This is a genomic window from Tateyamaria sp. 7Alg 36, assembly GCF_059882455.1.
This window is the reverse complement of sequence record NZ_CM187613.1, coordinates 2,858,242-2,873,251: the sequence shown is the minus strand read 5'-3', so window position 1 is coordinate 2,873,251 and position 15,010 is coordinate 2,858,242. Positions and strand designations below refer to the sequence as shown.

19 protein-coding genes are annotated in these 15,010 nt (G+C 60.2%); 6 read left to right on the top strand and 13 right to left on the bottom strand.

All coding sequences use genetic code 11. From position 1 onward, the window contains the following. Positions 1-185 precede the first annotated feature (185 nt). Together AC6GQJ_RS13995 and deoD are read left to right on the top strand one after the other, a co-directional pair. Positions 186-509: an H-NS histone family protein gene (locus AC6GQJ_RS13995; protein WP_500769284.1), complete on the top strand. Its 324-nt coding sequence runs from the start codon at positions 186-188 to the stop codon at positions 507-509. Between the two features lie 96 nt (positions 510-605). After that, positions 606-1,310, top strand: coding sequence for a purine-nucleoside phosphorylase (deoD, locus tag AC6GQJ_RS13990; protein ID WP_500769282.1), 705 nt, complete (start codon positions 606-608; stop codon positions 1,308-1,310). A gap of 106 nt (positions 1,311-1,416) precedes the next feature. Here deoD and AC6GQJ_RS13985 read toward each other — a convergent pair whose 3' ends face one another. Next, the gene (locus AC6GQJ_RS13985) at positions 1,417-2,262 is read right to left on the bottom strand and encodes an urea carboxylase-associated family protein (RefSeq protein ID WP_500769280.1); all 846 of its coding nucleotides are present in this window, start codon (positions 2,260-2,262) and stop codon (positions 1,417-1,419) included. Between the two features lie 197 nt (positions 2,263-2,459). On the opposite strand from AC6GQJ_RS13985, the gene AC6GQJ_RS13980 reads away from it, so the two are divergent. After that, the gene (locus tag AC6GQJ_RS13980) at positions 2,460-2,681 is read left to right on the top strand and encodes a hypothetical protein (protein WP_500769278.1); all 222 of its coding nucleotides are present in this window, start codon (positions 2,460-2,462) and stop codon (positions 2,679-2,681) included. Positions 2,682-2,798: 117 nt separating this feature from the next. On the opposite strand, the gene AC6GQJ_RS13975 is transcribed toward AC6GQJ_RS13980, so the two are convergent. The 11 genes from AC6GQJ_RS13975 to AC6GQJ_RS13925 all read right to left on the bottom strand — a co-directional run bounded on the left by AC6GQJ_RS13975 (position 2,799) and on the right by AC6GQJ_RS13925 (position 10,706). Further along, on the bottom strand, positions 2,799-3,578 hold the full coding sequence (locus AC6GQJ_RS13975; protein WP_500769276.1) for a succinate dehydrogenase iron-sulfur subunit: 780 nt from the start codon (positions 3,576-3,578) through the stop codon (positions 2,799-2,801). 13 nt (positions 3,579-3,591) lie between these two features. Beyond that, positions 3,592-3,921 (bottom strand): hypothetical protein, encoded by a 330-nt coding sequence (locus AC6GQJ_RS13970; protein ID WP_500769274.1) that lies wholly within the window; start codon positions 3,919-3,921, stop codon positions 3,592-3,594. Further along, positions 3,918-4,736 carry a hypothetical protein gene (locus tag AC6GQJ_RS13965; protein ID WP_500769272.1) on the bottom strand — a complete coding sequence of 273 codons (819 nt, stop codon included), beginning with the start codon at positions 4,734-4,736 and terminating at the stop codon, positions 3,918-3,920. Before AC6GQJ_RS13965 ends, AC6GQJ_RS13970 begins: the two co-directional genes overlap by 4 nt. 19 nt (positions 4,737-4,755) lie before the next feature. Further along, the gene (gene sdhA / locus AC6GQJ_RS13960; RefSeq protein WP_500769270.1) at positions 4,756-6,561 is read right to left on the bottom strand and encodes a succinate dehydrogenase flavoprotein subunit; all 1,806 of its coding nucleotides are present in this window, start codon (positions 6,559-6,561) and stop codon (positions 4,756-4,758) included. Between the two features lie 51 nt (positions 6,562-6,612). Beyond that, the gene (gene sdhD, locus AC6GQJ_RS13955) at positions 6,613-6,984 is read right to left on the bottom strand and encodes a succinate dehydrogenase, hydrophobic membrane anchor protein (protein ID WP_500769268.1); all 372 of its coding nucleotides are present in this window, start codon (positions 6,982-6,984) and stop codon (positions 6,613-6,615) included. A gap of 11 nt (positions 6,985-6,995) precedes the next feature. After that, the gene (gene sdhC / locus AC6GQJ_RS13950; RefSeq protein WP_500769266.1) at positions 6,996-7,379 is read right to left on the bottom strand and encodes a succinate dehydrogenase, cytochrome b556 subunit; all 384 of its coding nucleotides are present in this window, start codon (positions 7,377-7,379) and stop codon (positions 6,996-6,998) included. 220 nt (positions 7,380-7,599) lie between these two features. Next, positions 7,600-8,013 carry a hypothetical protein gene (locus tag AC6GQJ_RS13945; protein WP_500769264.1) on the bottom strand — a complete coding sequence of 138 codons (414 nt, stop codon included), beginning with the start codon at positions 8,011-8,013 and terminating at the stop codon, positions 7,600-7,602. A 37-nt stretch (positions 8,014-8,050) separates the two neighbouring features. Continuing rightward, on the bottom strand, positions 8,051-9,082 hold the full coding sequence (locus AC6GQJ_RS13940; RefSeq protein ID WP_500769262.1) for a MaoC family dehydratase: 1,032 nt from the start codon (positions 9,080-9,082) through the stop codon (positions 8,051-8,053). Positions 9,083-9,084: 2 nt separating this feature from the next. Next, a complete protein-coding gene (locus AC6GQJ_RS13935; RefSeq protein ID WP_500769260.1) occupies positions 9,085-9,288 on the bottom strand; it encodes a DUF1737 domain-containing protein in 204 nt (67 codons plus the stop codon). Between the two features lie 4 nt (positions 9,289-9,292). Beyond that, the gene (locus AC6GQJ_RS13930; protein WP_500769258.1) at positions 9,293-9,847 is read right to left on the bottom strand and encodes an NnrU family protein; all 555 of its coding nucleotides are present in this window, start codon (positions 9,845-9,847) and stop codon (positions 9,293-9,295) included. Positions 9,848-9,851: 4 nt separating this feature from the next. Beyond that, complete coding sequence (locus AC6GQJ_RS13925) at positions 9,852-10,706, bottom strand: HpcH/HpaI aldolase/citrate lyase family protein (RefSeq protein WP_500769256.1); 855 nt, start codon at positions 10,704-10,706, stop codon at positions 9,852-9,854. A gap of 343 nt (positions 10,707-11,049) precedes the next feature. Here AC6GQJ_RS13925 and AC6GQJ_RS13920 point away from each other — a divergent pair, with 343 nt between their 5' ends. Further along, positions 11,050-11,382, top strand: coding sequence for a hypothetical protein (locus AC6GQJ_RS13920; RefSeq protein WP_500769254.1), 333 nt, complete (start codon positions 11,050-11,052; stop codon positions 11,380-11,382). Positions 11,383-11,450: 68 nt separating this feature from the next. Here the strand turns inward: AC6GQJ_RS13920 and AC6GQJ_RS13915 are convergent, their stop codons facing one another. Further along, positions 11,451-12,206, bottom strand: coding sequence for a sulfite exporter TauE/SafE family protein (locus AC6GQJ_RS13915; RefSeq protein ID WP_500769252.1), 756 nt, complete (start codon positions 12,204-12,206; stop codon positions 11,451-11,453). Positions 12,207-12,373: 167 nt separating this feature from the next. On the opposite strand from AC6GQJ_RS13915, the gene mdh reads away from it, so the two are divergent. Continuing rightward, positions 12,374-13,336 (top strand): malate dehydrogenase, encoded by a 963-nt coding sequence (gene mdh / locus AC6GQJ_RS13910; protein WP_500769250.1) that lies wholly within the window; start codon positions 12,374-12,376, stop codon positions 13,334-13,336. Positions 13,337-13,681: 345 nt separating this feature from the next. Continuing rightward, entirely contained in the window at positions 13,682-14,875 is a 1,194-nt protein-coding gene (gene sucC / locus AC6GQJ_RS13905; protein ID WP_500769248.1) for an ADP-forming succinate--CoA ligase subunit beta, read from the top strand. Positions 14,876-15,010: the final 135 nt, after the last annotated feature.

Here is a 15,010-nt window from a genome sequence, read left to right as displayed (position 1 = left end):
CTGCATCACGCGCCCGACATTCGGATCAGAATGCCACCCGTACGGGCAGGTTTTCCACTTGAAAGAGAGGCACTCGCGTTATTCGGGCAATCCTCCGCCGTTGACACAATTTAGACGAATGCAGGCATTGAATTACGTGGCAAAATTAGGAACTAGGTTGGGTGGGAACCATATTGGAGTATCACATGGCAGTTAACCTCGACGAGATGAACCGCGAAGAACTGGAAACTTTGCGCGCAGATATCGACAAAGCGATTGTCGCCTTGCGCAAGCGTGAAAGAAAAGAGGCGCTTGAAGCGGCGCAGAAAGCGGCAGCGTCTTACGGGTTTTCGCTGGATGAACTGACATCCAAAAGCGCCGGTCGCAGCACGGCAAAAGGCGCAACAGCCGAGCCGAAATACATGAACCCCGAAAATCCGACCCAGACATGGACCGGAAAAGGGCGTCAGCCAAACTGGTACAAACAAGCCATCGAAAGCGGCAAGGATGCAGACGATCTGCTGATCTGAGCTTGCAAAATTTATACGGGGGCGGCTGCGACTGCCCTCGTATCAGACCTGTCTTTGTCATAGCATGGGCCGACATTTTTTCGGAACGGAGTCCCCATGACTGTACATATAGGCGCCAAATCAGGACAAATTGCCGAAACCGTGCTGATGCCCGGTGATCCATACCGCGCCAAGTGGGCGGCAGAGACGTTTCTTGACGGCGCAGAGCTGGTCAACGAAGTGCGCGGCATGCTTGGCTTTACCGGCACATGGCGCGGCAACCGCGTGACAATCCAAGGGTCGGGCATGGGCATGCCGTCCCTGTCGATCTACGCCAACGAGTTGATCAAGGATTACGACGCCAAGACATTGATCCGCATCGGATCCTGCGGCGGGATGCAGTCCCACGTGGCAGTGCGCGATGTCATCATCGCCATGACTGCCAGCACAATCACATCGCCCTCTTCCGGCATTTTCCGCGAGGTGAATTATGCACCCTGCGCTGATTACGGACTGCTATCTGCGGCCGTGACGGCGGCAGGTGCCAAAGGGACAAACACCCATGTCGGCGGCATCTATTCGTCCGACGTCTTCTATGCCGAGCGCCCCGATCTGGACGAGCAGATGGTGCGGCACGGCATTCTGGGGGTCGAGATGGAAGCGGCCGAGCTCTACACCCTTGCCGCCCGCTATGGCCGGCGCGCTCTTGCCATCCTAACGGTCAGCGACCATTTGCAGACCGGTGAGGCATTGCCCAGCGAGGACCGCGAGCGCACCTTTGGTGACATGGTCGAGATTGCGCTGGAAGCGGCATTTTCCTGAGTTGAGACATATTGGCATGGCGTGTTGTGCGCCATGCCTGCCCTTGTGCCGGCTGTTAGGGCAGAAGCCTCCGGCGGGCATATTTTGGGAACAATGATGGGTATGCCTAGGCGCCGTGGGTGCCGTCATATCCGTTTCTGGCGGGGCTTTCCCATCCGTCCAGCGCCCCTTTGGCTGGTGCGAACACTTCGATCTTGAGCGGGTAGCAGGCGGCAGCGTCCGAAGAATGTTGCGCACTACAATCCCCACCCGGGCAGGCGCTGAGCGCGCCGAGCAGATCAATCTCCGCGAAGAAGTCGATATGATCCCCCGGACGAACGGGGCTGGCCTTCATGAAATACTGGCCGGTATCGCGGGTAAACCCTGTGCACATGAACACGTTCAGTACATCATGCACGAAAGGTTCGGCCTCGGCCCGTGTCATGCCGGTGTGATCGGCCAAAGCGCGGATCAGGTTGGAATGGCAGCAGTAGTGGTAGTGGCCACCTTGCAGCAAGTTGCCCGTGTAGGGATCGCAGCGGGTGCCGATCACGTCATGGACCGAACCGCCATATTGGTCGATGCCGTACCAATCCAGGGTGTCATGGATGATCGTGGCCATCGGGCGCAGGTTTGGAAAACTGCTCCACATCCGCTGACCGGTCGTGATGTGGGTGCCGTGCAGGGCGCGGGTTTTGCCGGAATAGAACCGTTCGCTCAGGTCGTGCGCGTTCCAGAGGTTGAGGTCACCCACCTGAGGCCCCTCAACCGAGGAGATGCGAAATGCATGGCCAGCAGGCACGTTGAAACAGGCGGCCTCCCGCGGTGGGGCAATTACTTCGTCCGTTTTGGTCATACCATCGCGCAGGGCGTGATAGCGCGCCATGTCCGGCACGGGCAGCGTGTCATTCGGATAGCAGATCACGGGTTTGATCGCGCGGCGGGCGTGGGCGTCTGGGGGGCTGGCAGGCATGATTGGAACCTTTGATCTTTTGCCCGCCATTCGACGCCTTTGTGCAGGGGCAGGCAAGACCAAATGATGCGGCCAATGCGCCGCTTTCGGGCACGTGCCTCGTCAGGTTCTCATCAGACAGCTTGGAAGCGAAACTTGGACTTGCAATTCGCCGCCAGCCTGCGACCCTACCACTGCTAGAATTTGGAGGGCACTATATGCGTTTGGTAATTTCGGTTTTGATGATGGGCGGCTTGGCCGCATGTATGGCACCCGAGGCACCACCCGAACCCAAACCCGAGCCCCCTGCCATTCCCTTGTACGAAGCGGACAATCCCGGCCCATGGTGCGGCTACGCCACGCGGTTGTCGATGAACCCGGATGCGGAACCATCGCAGAAGTCGGCCGTGGAAGCCTTGGCGAAAGAACGCGGCTGCTGATCCAAGCCGCTGTGTCTTCTGCCAGCGACGCATCTGAGCGCTGGCAGGACCATCCTTTCCGAAAAACGAAAAAAGGCCCCGCCGACGCGGAGCCTTTTTGTCATTGCACCCGCGCGATCAGACGGTGCGTTCAACCATCATCTTTTTGATGTTCGCAATCGCCTCGGCAGGGTTCAGACCCTTCGGGCATGTTTTGGCGCAGTTCATAATCGTGTGGCAGCGGTAGAGTTTGAACGGGTCGTTCAGGTCGTCCAGACGTTCGCCCGTCGCCTCGTCCCGCGAGTCGATGATCCAGCGGTAGGCGTGCAGCAACGCTGCTGGCCCGAGGTAGCGGTCGCCGTTCCACCAGTAGGACGGGCACGCGGTCGAGCAGGATGCGCACATCACGCATTCATAAAGACCGTCCAGCTTTTTACGGTCTTCGATGGACTGGCGCCATTCCTTGGCGGGGCGGTTTGTCTTGGTTTCCAGCCATGGCATGATCGACGCATGCTGCGCATAAAAATGGGTCAGATCGGGGATCAGATCCTTGACCACAGGCATGTGCGGCAAGGGGTAGATTTTCACATCACCCTTCACCTCGTCCATGCCGTAGATGCAGGCCAAGGTGTTGATGCCGTCAATGTTCATCGCGCAAGACCCGCAAATCCCCTCGCGGCAGGAACGGCGGAAGGTCAGCGTCGGGTCGATCTCGTTCTTGATCTTGATCAGCGCGTCCAGAATCATCGGGCCACACGTATCCATGTCGACGAAATACGTGTCCACCTGCGGATTTTTGCCGTCATCGGGGTTCCAGCGATAGATGCTGAACTTGCGCACATTCGTCGCGCCCTCGGGCTTGGGCCACGTTTTCCCCGTCTGGATGCGGGAGTTCTTGGGGAGCGTCAGTTGGACCATTCGGGTTCTCCTATCACAGCGCAAGGGCGGCGGCGCCGGCCCTTAGAACACAGTTTTGGGTTTCGGGCCGTTCGATCACGGTCCTTACGAGCGTAGCTGTTTCGTCTGTTACACCAAGCACGGCGGCCTTGGCGAACTGGCCGATTTCATTGGCCGAAGAGTTGTCGATCACACAGTCGGTGAACGGAGTAATGAGTTGTTTCGGCACGCCGGGGATGCGGGTGGCGATAGCCTCGGTCACGGCGACCTTGGCACTGCGGCGAGCGGCCTCGTCCACGGCTTTGGTGGTTTCGTCGCAGGCACCAAGCGCAAGCAGCGCTGCCAGTATCATTGCGCGTTTCATGTGAGTGTCACCTGTGCGTTCGCTGTTTCCAGCAGTTGGGAAAGCCGTTCGGCATCTTGGGGGAACACCTCGGCCAGCTTGAGCATGAAGTCGATGTCACGCGCCGCTGTCCAGATCAGCAATTGATATTCAAGGTCATCCGCCATTTGCGTGCTGCGCTTGGCCACCGCCAGATCGCTGGCCGATGCGGCGCGCCCCTGAAAGGACGACCCGCCGCCGTAACGCTGCACCTCGCCAAGGCCCAGATCGCGTCCAGGCAGTTTGATACGGTCCAACGCTTCGGCGCGGTACGCCTCGTCATTGGCCCAATCGTCATAGCACAGCGGGATCACGTCCGGCGCGCGCACGCGGTCCAGCATCTCGCCATAGGTGCGCAGCGCTTGCATCATCACGCGCATCCGTTCCAGCGGGCCGTATCCGTCATTGCCTTGGATCTTGCGCAGCAAGGATGCGGACCATTGCAGGAAACTGCGATAGATGATGATGCACTGTTCAGGCGCATCATAAAGCGGGTCGCGGGCAACAGGGGGCATTGCATCTTCGTAGCTGACGATGGTGAACGGCGCGTCACCCGCCGCCCGCAGCTTTTCCTGCCCGTTGGCACAGGGCAGTTCCGCACCGCCCTGAAACACCGAGATATTGGCGGCAGAGCGGAACGGATCACCGGCGGGGCGACAGTTGTTGAGGAACAGTCCATTGCCCCCTGCTGCGTTGCGCATCATCCAGTTGATCAGGGCGTGGTTTCCCGACCTGCGCATCCCGTAGACGCGCAGGACATGGCCAGGGGCCAATGCCAAAGAGGGATGGGAACGCACCGCCTGTGCCATAAAGGGTTTAGTACACCCGTGCTTTTGGCGCGATCTTCTTCAGGTCGATCCCGCCGTCATTGTGGCTGGTCAGCGGTTGCATATGCACCCCGCGGAAGCCAAGCGATGCCTCGTTGCCCTTGAACCAGACAAGGCTGTGCTTGCGCCAGTTCTCGTCGTCGCGATCGGGATAGTCCTCGTGCGCGTGAGCGCCACGGCTTTCCTTGCGGGCGGCAGCGGCGGTGATCGTCGCCACAGCGTTGGGCATCAGGTTGGTCAGTTCCAGCGTCTCCATCAGGTCCGAGTTCCAGACCAGCGAGGTATCGGTGACTTTGAGGTCAGCCTGCTTGGCAGCGACGTCTTTCATCTTTTCCTCACCCTCGGCCAGCGTCTTGTCGGTGCGGAACACAGCAGCGTCCTGCTGCATCGTTTTCTGCATCTCAAGGCGCAACTCGGCGGTTGGGACGTGGCCCTTGGCATAGCGCAGCCCGTCAAAGCGGCTGAACGCGGCCTCGACCGAGCGTTGGTTCGGCGTCGGCACGGGCGCGTTCGGATCCACAACTTCCTTGGCGCGGATGGCGGCAGCGCGGCCAAACACCACAAGGTCGATCAGAGAGTTCGACCCCAGACGGTTGGCGCCGTGTACCGAAGCACACCCCGCCTCACCCACAGCCATCAGACCCGGCGAGATGTTGTCAGGATTGTCCTTGGTGGGGGCGAGCACTTCGCCCCAGTAGTTCGTCGGAATGCCGCCCATGTTGTAGTGCACGGTTGGCAGGACCGGAATCGGTTCCTTGGTCAGGTCGACACCGGCAAAGATGCGGGCCGATTCACTGATGCCGGGCAGGCGCAGATCCAGCGTTTCCTTGGGCAGGTGGTTGAGGTGCAGGTGGATGTGGTCCCCCTGCTCGCCCACACCGCGCCCTTCGCGGATTTCCATGGTCATGCAGCGGCTGACAACGTCGCGGCTGGCCAGATCCTTGTAGGTCGGCGCATAGCGCTCCATGAACCGCTCGCCCTCGGAATTGGTGAGGTACCCGCCCTCGCCCCGCGCGCCTTCGGTGATCAGGCAACCTGCACCGTAAATGCCGGTCGGGTGGAATTGCACGAATTCCATATCCTGCAAAGGCAGGCCCGCGCGTGCTGTCATACCACCACCGTCACCGGTACAAGTGTGCGCCGATGTGGCCGAGAAATAGGCGCGCCCGTAACCACCCGTGGCCAGCACGACCATCTTGGCGCTGAACAGGTGCATGGTGCCGTCGTCCAGCTTCCAGCACAAAACGCCCTGACACACACCGTCTTCGGACATGATCAGGTCAATGGCGAAATATTCGATGTAGAATTCCGCGTTGTTCTTCAGGCTTTGACCATACAGCGTGTGCAGGATCGCGTGGCCTGTCCGGTCCGCCGCGGCGCAGGTCCGCTGCACGGGGGGGCCTTCACCGAATTCGGTGGTGTGACCGCCAAAGGGGCGCTGGTAGATCTTGCCCTCTTCGGTACGCGAGAACGGCACGCCGTAATGCTCAAGCTCGTAAACCGCTTTGGGCGCTTCACGGGCAAGGTATTCCATCGCATCCGTGTCACCCAGCCAGTCGGAGCCCTTGACCGTGTCATACATATGCCACTGCCAGTTGTCGGGGCCCATGTTGGACAGCGACGCGGCGATCCCGCCTTGGGCGGCAACCGTGTGGCTGCGGGTCGGGAACACCTTGGTCACACAAGCGGTGCGCAACCCCTGTTCCGCCATGCCCAATGTGGCGCGCAGCCCGGCCCCGCCGGCACCCACAACAACCACATCGTATTCATGTGTCTCGTACTCATATGCAGCCATTTCGCGGCCTCCTATCTCAAAGCGCCGTGTGACACGCGCGCCCGTCTAAATTCAAAGCGCCAGTCGGGCGATGGCGAAGATGCCCGTCGCGGCGGCGGCATAGCTCAGGCAGATCATCAGGATGATCAGCACCTTCTGCATTGTTCCGTGCACGTAGTCCTCGATCAGAACCTGCACACCGTCCTTGAAGTGTTTGAACGTCACCGCAATGGTCAGCGCGGCCACGATGGCAGGGAAGGGACGCGCGAAATAGGCGGTCACTTCGTCATAGGATTCACCCAGCATCGGCCCAAAGGTGAAGACGAACAGCGGCACAAGGATCAGCAGCGCGACCGAGCTGACTTTCATCGCCCAGAAATGTTCGGTGCCGGAGTTCGCGGAACCAAGGCCGGTGGCGCGTTTGCGGTCGGTAAGAAATTGCATATCGGCCTCCCTCAGACGATGATCACGGTGATGATGGTCAGCACGACTGAGCCGACCAGAATGCCCCAGCCCATCTTTTCGGCTGTGTCGATATCAAGGCCGATGCCGTTGTCCCAGATCAGGTGCCGCACACCTGCCAGCGAGTGATACCAAAGACCAAGTAGCGACAAGGTCATGACCAGATCACCGAAAAAGCTGGTCAGCACACCGTCAGCGACGGCAAAGGCAGCTTCGGAAGTCGAAGCGGCCAGCAACCACCACACCACCAGAAGCGATGAGATCAACAAAGCGTTGCCCGTGATCCGCGTCAGGATCGACGTCATCGACGTCAATTGCGGGCGATAGATAGACAGGTGGGGCGAAAGCGGGCGGTTGCCCCGATTGACGTCGGCCATGATGCGTCCTTTTTGTTCCTGTGCGTAGTGATAGCGTATTCTACAAGAGAGTCACGCGCTGCGAGCGCAAAGCAAGCGCGGTTTATTGGCGCAGAGCAGGGTTTTTTCGACGTCGTGATCACAGTGTAAATGTGTGTGATCACAAAGCCGACCCAGTTCGAAGTTGTTAACGGTATTTGCCGCAGCGATACCGTCAAACCACGCACCGCATTCGCCCACGCTACCCCGCCACAACCAACACCAGCGCAAGAACCAGTACGGCACCGAGTACCAGTGCCAGACGCCACGGGATGGCAACGCCGGTTACCACCTCGACCCGCCGCGCCGCACCGCCGAGCGGGACCGCCATGCACAAACCTACGGCAGTAATCAGCACCTGCGCCCAAACGGCGCCATCTGAGACAGGCCCAACGGCCAGAACCGCCGTTGTGATTGCAAGCCCGAGGAAGCCGCCCGCAAGTCCAAGGTAGAAGGCCCGCAATACAAGGCGCGTGGCCAGTGTTAGAACCAACCCCTCGGCCTTAAAAATCGCCGCGTGATAGTCGAGTGGCACGGGTCCGAACGCATACCGCGCAGCCATGGCCAGCAGCGCCAAGGCAACTACGCCATCCAGCAGAACCGCTGCCATCACCATCGCCGCACCCCCTTCACAGCTTATTTGCCGGCGCGCATTACAGCGGCATCAGCGCCCAGTAATCCAGATCCAGCAATACATCCGGCAGATATTTCCCATCTGCTCCGCGCAACTCGAACGGCGCGCCGCCCTTGGTCGCCACCAGCCGCAGCCGGATCGCGCCAACACCGGGGGCTGAGGTTTCGGCGATATCCAGAACCTCGCTCCATGCGCGGATGGTATCGCCCGACAAACACGGATTGGCATGCGCGCCCGCGTTCAGCCCTACAACCAACTGCGCATTGGCCAGCCCGTTGAAGGACAGCGCGCGCGCCATGGAAATCACATGTCCGCCATAGATAAGGCGCGTTCCGTCAGCGCGCGCGGAGGTGTCGAAATGCACTTTGGCCGTGTTCTGCCACAGGCGCGTGGCCATCATATGCTCGGCCTCTTCGACAGTCACACCGTCCACATGGTCGATTTTTTCGCCCACCATGTAGTCGCGCAAGCGATGCGGTTCCCCCGCCAATGCGAAGTCGTAGCTTTCGAAATTCAGACCCTCGGGCACAACGAGGTCTTCCGGTGCAACGACTGATGATAGCTCCGGCACCACAGTCTGCGGCGCAGGGGCTGCATCGTCCCGTTTGCGCACCATCACCCAGCGGACATATTCCAGAACGGGCTCGCCGTGTTGGTTCGTGCCGGTTGTACGCACCCAGACCACGCCGGTTTTCCCGTTCGAGTTCTGCTTGACGCCGATCACCTCGGACCGCGCCGTCAGGGTATCGCCGGCCCAGACAGGGGCCAGCCATCGCCCCTGCGCATAGCCAAGGTTCGCAACCGCGTTCAGCGACACATCGGGCACGGTCTTTCCGAATACAGTGTGAAAGGCGATCATGTCATCCATCGGCGAGGCAGCGAGCCCACAGCCCTTGGCAAACTCATCCGAGGAATAGAGCGCATGCCGCGCCGGATAAAGCGCGTGATAAAGCGCCCGCTCCCCCGCGCCAACCGTGCGCGGCACCGCGTGGGTCAGCACGTCACCGACGCTATAATCCTCAAAAAAACGCCCCGCCGAAGTTTTGCTCATCCCTATTGCGCCCCCAGTTTCAGGTCGGGGGAATAGTCGACATCCACCTCTTTGGTGACGGCCTGACCGCAGCGCATGACGCCTGCTGCATGGTCCCATGTCTGGGTCGGTGTGCCATAAAGCTCCCACCCCTTGCTGAGTGCCTCTGTGACCTTATGGCAAAAGGCGGACGTGTCCTCTTCGGACAGAAAACGATACAGTTTCATAAAATTACCCCGGAAATGGCCAGACACCCAGCCAGTTGTGGATCATCCCGATCACACCCATCAGAACAACGGACGCCACCAGAAACATTGCATCTTTCGCATAGCTGCCGCCGGTGCCGCGTTCCCATACAGGTTCGGCCGCGTTCACGATGCGCAAAGTCAGGATCGCCCAGATCAGCAACCCGCCGAACATGATGATCGACGCCAGATCGCCGTTGACCAGCAAATGCGCCACCGTCCAGATGCCAAAACCCGTCAGCATCGGATGCCGCATCCCCGCCAGCAGCTTGCCCCGCTTGGGCGCAGGGCTGAGCATGTAAAGCGCGATCAACATCAACGTGTTGTTGATGTGGACCATAAAGGCGGGCGGGTTCCAGACGGGAATAAAGTCGGTCCCGCGATAGCCAATGATCATCAGCACAATGCCGACCCCGATGGCCGCCGCCACAGCGCCCTTGCCCGCGTCACCCATCGCGGCGCGCCGCGCGGGCGTGACACGTTTGAACAGATGCGCAGCCCACCACAGGCCCACACCCAACACCAGAATGATCCAATACATCGCTTTACCCCTCGTTCATGGCCGCTATCGCTTCGGCGCGGGCCAATGTTTCGCGTGCGGTTACGATGTGCAGATTTTCCACGATACGTCCATCGACCACCGCAACCCCCTGCCCTGACGCTTCGACCGCGTCAAAGGCTTCGATCTGGCGGCGGGCAAGGTCAATGTCGTCCTGCGAGGGTGAAAAGGCCGTGTTGGCGATGTCGATCTGCGCCGGATGGATCAGCGTTTTGCCGTCAAATCCCATGTCACGCCCCTGCGCACATTCCACGGCCAGACCGTCCTCATCCTTGAACGCGTTATAGACGCCGTCGACAATCGCCAGCCCGTGCGCCTTGGCGGCAAGCAGACACAGGCCAAGACCTGTTTGCAACGGCAGACGGTCAGGGCGGAAGCGTGTCTGAAGTTCTTTGGCAAGGTCGTTTGTCCCCATGACCATGCCCGTCAGGCGCGGATGGGCGGCGATGTTGGCAGCGTTCAACATGCCCAGCGGCGTTTCCATCATCGCCCACAGGTCCGCATCGCCGGTGATCTGCGCCAAGGCGTCAAGATCGGCGGGGCTGGACACTTTGGGCAGCAAAATCGCATCCGCCCCCATCGACACGGCGGCTTGGGCATCGTCCGCGCCCCATTCCGTATCAAGCCCGTTGATGCGAATGATCTTCATCCGTGCGCCGTACCCGCCTGTGGCCAATGCCTCGGCCAGCGTCGCACGGGCGGCAATTTTTTCGTCCACTGACACCGCGTCTTCGAGATCGAAGATGATTGCATCCACCGGCAATCCCCGCGCCTTTTCCAACGCGCGCGGCTTGGATGCGGGTATGTACAGTGTCGATCGAAGCGGACGTGCCGTGGCCATGCGAAGAACCCCCTGGTCATAAAGTTGCGCGAAACTGGTCATTTTTTTCCACATAATTCAAGGGGCATCCTGCCGCAGCGCAGAAAAAAGCCGCAACGTCAGGCCAATCCAACCGTCGCCGCCACCCACCGCACGATTTGTTAACCTTTAATTCAGAGGCTGGGCGCAGGCTGTTGCCATTCCGATTACTCGCGGGAGGGCCGTTTCAGCAGGGCTGCTGAACAGTTTACGGAAAGCGAGGCAATGGAATGGAACTCAACCGGGGCCGCCCTGTCATCGCCGCACTGTCCGGCATGCCCAGATGACGAGAGGTGACGCCTTCCATTGTGAAAGGCTGAACGTGATGACACGAATGACGACATGGATGATGCTGGGTACGCTGGGTGCTGCGGCAGTTCTGAATTTGGCGACCACCGGCGCGGCGGTGGCTCAGCAACAACGCAATTGCGGCCCGCGCGAGATGGTCGTGACCCGATTGGCGCAGCGCTATGGCGAGACGCGGCAATCCATGGGCCTTGGCGCGAACAACGCGGTGGTCGAGGTTTTTGCCTCCGACACATCGGGATCGTGGACGATTACCGTGACATCGCCCACCGGCGTCACCTGTCTGGTCGCCAGCGGCCAAGCATTTGAGGAACTGGCCGAGGCGCTGCCAGCCAAGGGCAAAGACGCCTAAAGCGCGAACCTCAGAACGGACATTAGATCAGGCGCGCCCCACGGGTGCGCCTTTTGTTTTGGCGTGTATCAGGACAGCCCGTCGATGATCAGCTTGGTGCCCGTCATCATCAACAACACATAAGTCAGCCCGAAAAACGCGCGTTCAGGAACCAGCCGGTGCGCTTTGACCCCCAACCAAGTCCCTAGCAGCGCGAAGGGCGCCAACGCCAGATTGGCCTGAAAGGTCTGGAGCGTGAACATGCCCAGAAAGGCATAAGGCACAAACTTGAACAGGTTGATTGCCCCGAACAGCAAAACCGTACTGGCCTGATAGGTGGTTTTGCTCAGGCCGAGCGACAGCAGGTACACAGCCGCAGGCGGGCCGCCCGCATGACTGACAAAGCTGGTGAACCCCGCCACCAGCCCCGCGATATGCCCGACCCAACCGGGCAAGGCGCTGTCAGCCAGCCGTATCCACCCCTTGGCGCGACCCACTTGCCAGATCACAAACCCGATCGAGATCACGCCGATCAGCACGCGGAACACATCCGCATCCGCCTTCGCATAAAGCCACGCGCCAAGCGCCACCCCCGGCAAGCTACCCGCGATCAGGCGCATCACCGCCGCCCAATCCCATTTGCCCCAATAGGGCCGCAGCGCCGCCGCATCTATCAGCATCAGCAAGGGCAAGGTCACGCCAAGCGCCACGCCGGGGTCCAGCACCAGCGCCAGAATCGAGGTTGCCGCAAAGGCCGCGCCAGAGCCGAAGCCGCCTTTGGAAATGCCTGCAAAAACGACAGCCGGAGCCGCGATTGCAAAAAACCAAATATCCAGTTGCAACACGTCCCGCCCCTTTGAAAAACTTCGCCTTCCCCACGCCTTAGCCCAAAGCCCGACCTCATTCCAGCGTCCACCGCCCCCTGCGCCGCAGCGCAGCACACTTGCGCGGCGCGCCGTTGCGCGCTACGCACCGCGCCAAAGAAAACCCAACGTTCGGAGAACCCCACACCATGGCACGACCCAAGATTGCCCTGATCGGCGCCGGTCAAATCGGCGGAACCCTTGCCCACCTCGCAGCCATCAAAGAGCTGGGCGATGTGGTCCTGTTCGACATTGCCGAAGGCACGCCAGAGGGCAAAGCCCTCGATATCGCCGAATCCGGTCCCTCCGAAGGCTTTGACGCCAAACTGAAGGGCACCCAATCCTATGCCGACATCGCTGGCGCGGACGTCTGCATCGTCACCGCCGGTGTGCCCCGCAAACCGGGCATGAGCCGCGACGACCTGCTGGGCATCAACCTCAAGGTCATGAAATCCGTGGGCGAAGGCATCCGCGACCACGCACCAAACGCCTTTGTCATCTGCATCACCAACCCGCTTGACGCGATGGTCTGGGCGCTGCGCGAATTCTCCGGCCTGCCCCACGAAAAAGTCTGCGGCATGGCAGGCGTTCTGGACAGCGCACGTTTCCGCCACTTCCTCGCCGAGGAATTCAACGTCTCCATGCGCGACGTGACAGCCTTTGTGCTGGGCGGCCACGGCGACACGATGGTGCCGCTGACACGCTACTCGACCGTTGCAGGCATCCCCCTGCCCGACCTCGTCTCGATGGGCTGGACAAGCCAAGAAAAACTGGACGCCATCGTTCAGCGTACCCGTGACGGCGGTGCCGAAATCGTTGGCCTGCTGAAAACCGGTTCCGCCTTCTATGCGCCTGCGACATCGGCAATCGAAATGGCCGAAGCGTACCTGAAAGACCAGAAACGCGTTCTGCCTTGTGCCGCCTATGTGGACGGCGCGCTTGGCCTCAAGGGCATGTATGTCGGCGTGCCAACCGTGATCGGCGCTGGCGGCATCGAAAAGGTGATCGATATCCAGATGACCAAGGACGAACAGGCGATGTTTGACAGCTCGGTCAACGCGGTCAAAGGTCTGGTCGAGGCGTGCAAAGGCATCGACGACAGCCTGACCTAAGGGTCGTTTAAAACCTATTCGAAAGGGCCGGATGCGGATGCGTCCGGCCCTTTTCTTTTGAGGATCACACATCAAGCGGATCACGGGTTTCCGTGCCCCGCAATCACGCGTCGGCGGGACGCGGTTTTCCCAATGCCGCAAGGCGCCCTAACCCTTTATTCGTAAGTGATTTGATTCCCTGCCTGACGCAGGCACAGCTTTTGTGATCACAGGATTTTCGGCAGTGATCACAAAATGGCGTTTTTCCGCCGAAAAAGCGGGTCCAACCACATTCTCGGTTTACCCCTCGTTCAGGCATGTTGGTATAGGCCCAAATCAGATGCATCAATACGGGACCCTTCGCTTATGAACATCCATGAATATCAGGCCAAAGCCCTCTTGCGCAGCTTCGGGGCTCCTGTCTCGGACGGGCGCGTCGTTCTGAAGGCCGAGGACGCCAAGACCGCCGCCGGTGCGCTGGACGGTCCGCTGTGGGTGGTCAAGGCACAGATCCACGCAGGTGGCCGCGGCAAGGGTTCGTTCAAAGAAGCCGACGCTGGCGAAAAAGGCGGTGTGCGCCTGACCAAATCGGTCGAGGAAGCCGCCGAAGAAGCCAAGAAAATGTTGGGCCGCACATTGGTCACACACCAGACCGGCCCCGCAGGCAAACAGGTCAACCGTATCTACATCGAAGACGGCTCCGGCATCGAAACCGAACTGTACCTTGCCCTGCTGGTCGACCGTCAAACCAGCCGCGTCAGCTTTGTCTGCTCGACCGAGGGCGGCATGGACATCGAGGAAGTGGCCGCATCCACCCCCGAGAAAATCCTGAGCTTCAGCGTCGATCCCGCCACCGGTTATCAGGCCTATCATGGTCGCCGCATCGCGTTCTCGCTGGGCCTTGAGGGCAAGCAGGTCAAACAATGCGTCGGCCTGATGGGTCTGCTCTACAAAGCGTTCCTTGAAAAAGACATGGAGATGCTCGAGATCAACCCGCTGATCGTTACCGACAGTGGCGATCTGAAAGTACTGGATGCCAAGGTCAGCTTTGACGGCAACGCGATCTATCGCCACCCCGACATCAACGAACTGCGCGACGAGACCGAGGAAGACCCCAAGGAACTCGCCGCGTCGAAATACGACCTGAACTACATCGCGCTGGACGGCGAAATTGGCTGTATGGTGAACGGTGCGGGTCTGGCCATGGCAACCATGGACATCATCAAGCTTTACGGTGCCGAACCTGCCAACTTCCTCGATGTGGGCGGCGGTGCGACCAAGGAAAAAGTGACCGAAGCGTTCAAGATCATCACCTCGGACCCACAGGTCAAAGGCATTCTGGTCAACATCTTCGGTGGCATCATGCGCTGCGACGTGATCGCGGAAGGTGTGGTTGCTGCGGTGAAAGAGGTCGGCCTGAAAGTGCCGCTGGTTGTCCGCCTCGAAGGCACGAACGTGCAACAGGGCAAGGACATCATCAACAACTCCGGCCTTGATGTGATCGCGGCGGACGACCTCAAGGACGGCGCGCAGAAGATCGTGAAGGCGGTCAAAGGCTAAGTGATGCCAACCGCCCCCTTTCGCATAACTGCATCTGCTACATCTGCCGTCGGACATTCGTGTCCGGCGGTCAGCTGCGTGTTGTCCGTCAGGGCGGCGTGCGGATGTGGTGTGCGGGTTGCACAGGGGGCATAG

Bases quoted from the DNA above. Each gene is read 5' to 3' on its own strand.
- AC6GQJ_RS13975 (WP_500769276.1), bottom strand. From the start codon at position 3,578: ATGGTCCAACTGACGCTCCCCAAGAACTCCCGCATCCAGACGGGGAAA.
- AC6GQJ_RS13935 (WP_500769260.1), bottom strand. From the start codon at position 9,288: ATGAAACTGTATCGTTTTCTGTCCGAAGAGGACACGTCCGCCTTTTGC.
- AC6GQJ_RS13980 (WP_500769278.1), top strand. From the start codon at position 2,460: ATGCGTTTGGTAATTTCGGTTTTGATGATGGGCGGCTTGGCCGCATGT.
- sdhD (WP_500769268.1), bottom strand. From the start codon at position 6,984: ATGCAATTTCTTACCGACCGCAAACGCGCCACCGGCCTTGGTTCCGCG.
- AC6GQJ_RS13930 (WP_500769258.1), bottom strand. From the start codon at position 9,847: ATGTATTGGATCATTCTGGTGTTGGGTGTGGGCCTGTGGTGGGCTGCG.
- AC6GQJ_RS13940 (WP_500769262.1), bottom strand. From the start codon at position 9,082: ATGAGCAAAACTTCGGCGGGGCGTTTTTTTGAGGATTATAGCGTCGGT.
- sucC (WP_500769248.1), top strand. From the start codon at position 13,682: ATGAACATCCATGAATATCAGGCCAAAGCCCTCTTGCGCAGCTTCGGG.
- AC6GQJ_RS13995 (WP_500769284.1), top strand. From the start codon at position 186: ATGGCAGTTAACCTCGACGAGATGAACCGCGAAGAACTGGAAACTTTG.
- AC6GQJ_RS13945 (WP_500769264.1), bottom strand. From the start codon at position 8,013: ATGGTGATGGCAGCGGTTCTGCTGGATGGCGTAGTTGCCTTGGCGCTG.
- mdh (WP_500769250.1), top strand. From the start codon at position 12,374: ATGGCACGACCCAAGATTGCCCTGATCGGCGCCGGTCAAATCGGCGGA.
- sdhA (WP_500769270.1), bottom strand. From the start codon at position 6,561: ATGGCTGCATATGAGTACGAGACACATGAATACGATGTGGTTGTTGTG.
- sdhC (WP_500769266.1), bottom strand. From the start codon at position 7,379: ATGGCCGACGTCAATCGGGGCAACCGCCCGCTTTCGCCCCACCTGTCT.
- deoD (WP_500769282.1), top strand. From the start codon at position 606: ATGACTGTACATATAGGCGCCAAATCAGGACAAATTGCCGAAACCGTG.
- AC6GQJ_RS13985 (WP_500769280.1), bottom strand. From the start codon at position 2,262: ATGCCTGCCAGCCCCCCAGACGCCCACGCCCGCCGCGCGATCAAACCC.
- AC6GQJ_RS13970 (WP_500769274.1), bottom strand. From the start codon at position 3,921: ATGAAACGCGCAATGATACTGGCAGCGCTGCTTGCGCTTGGTGCCTGC.
- AC6GQJ_RS13925 (WP_500769256.1), bottom strand. From the start codon at position 10,706: ATGGCCACGGCACGTCCGCTTCGATCGACACTGTACATACCCGCATCC.
- AC6GQJ_RS13920 (WP_500769254.1), top strand. From the start codon at position 11,050: ATGACACGAATGACGACATGGATGATGCTGGGTACGCTGGGTGCTGCG.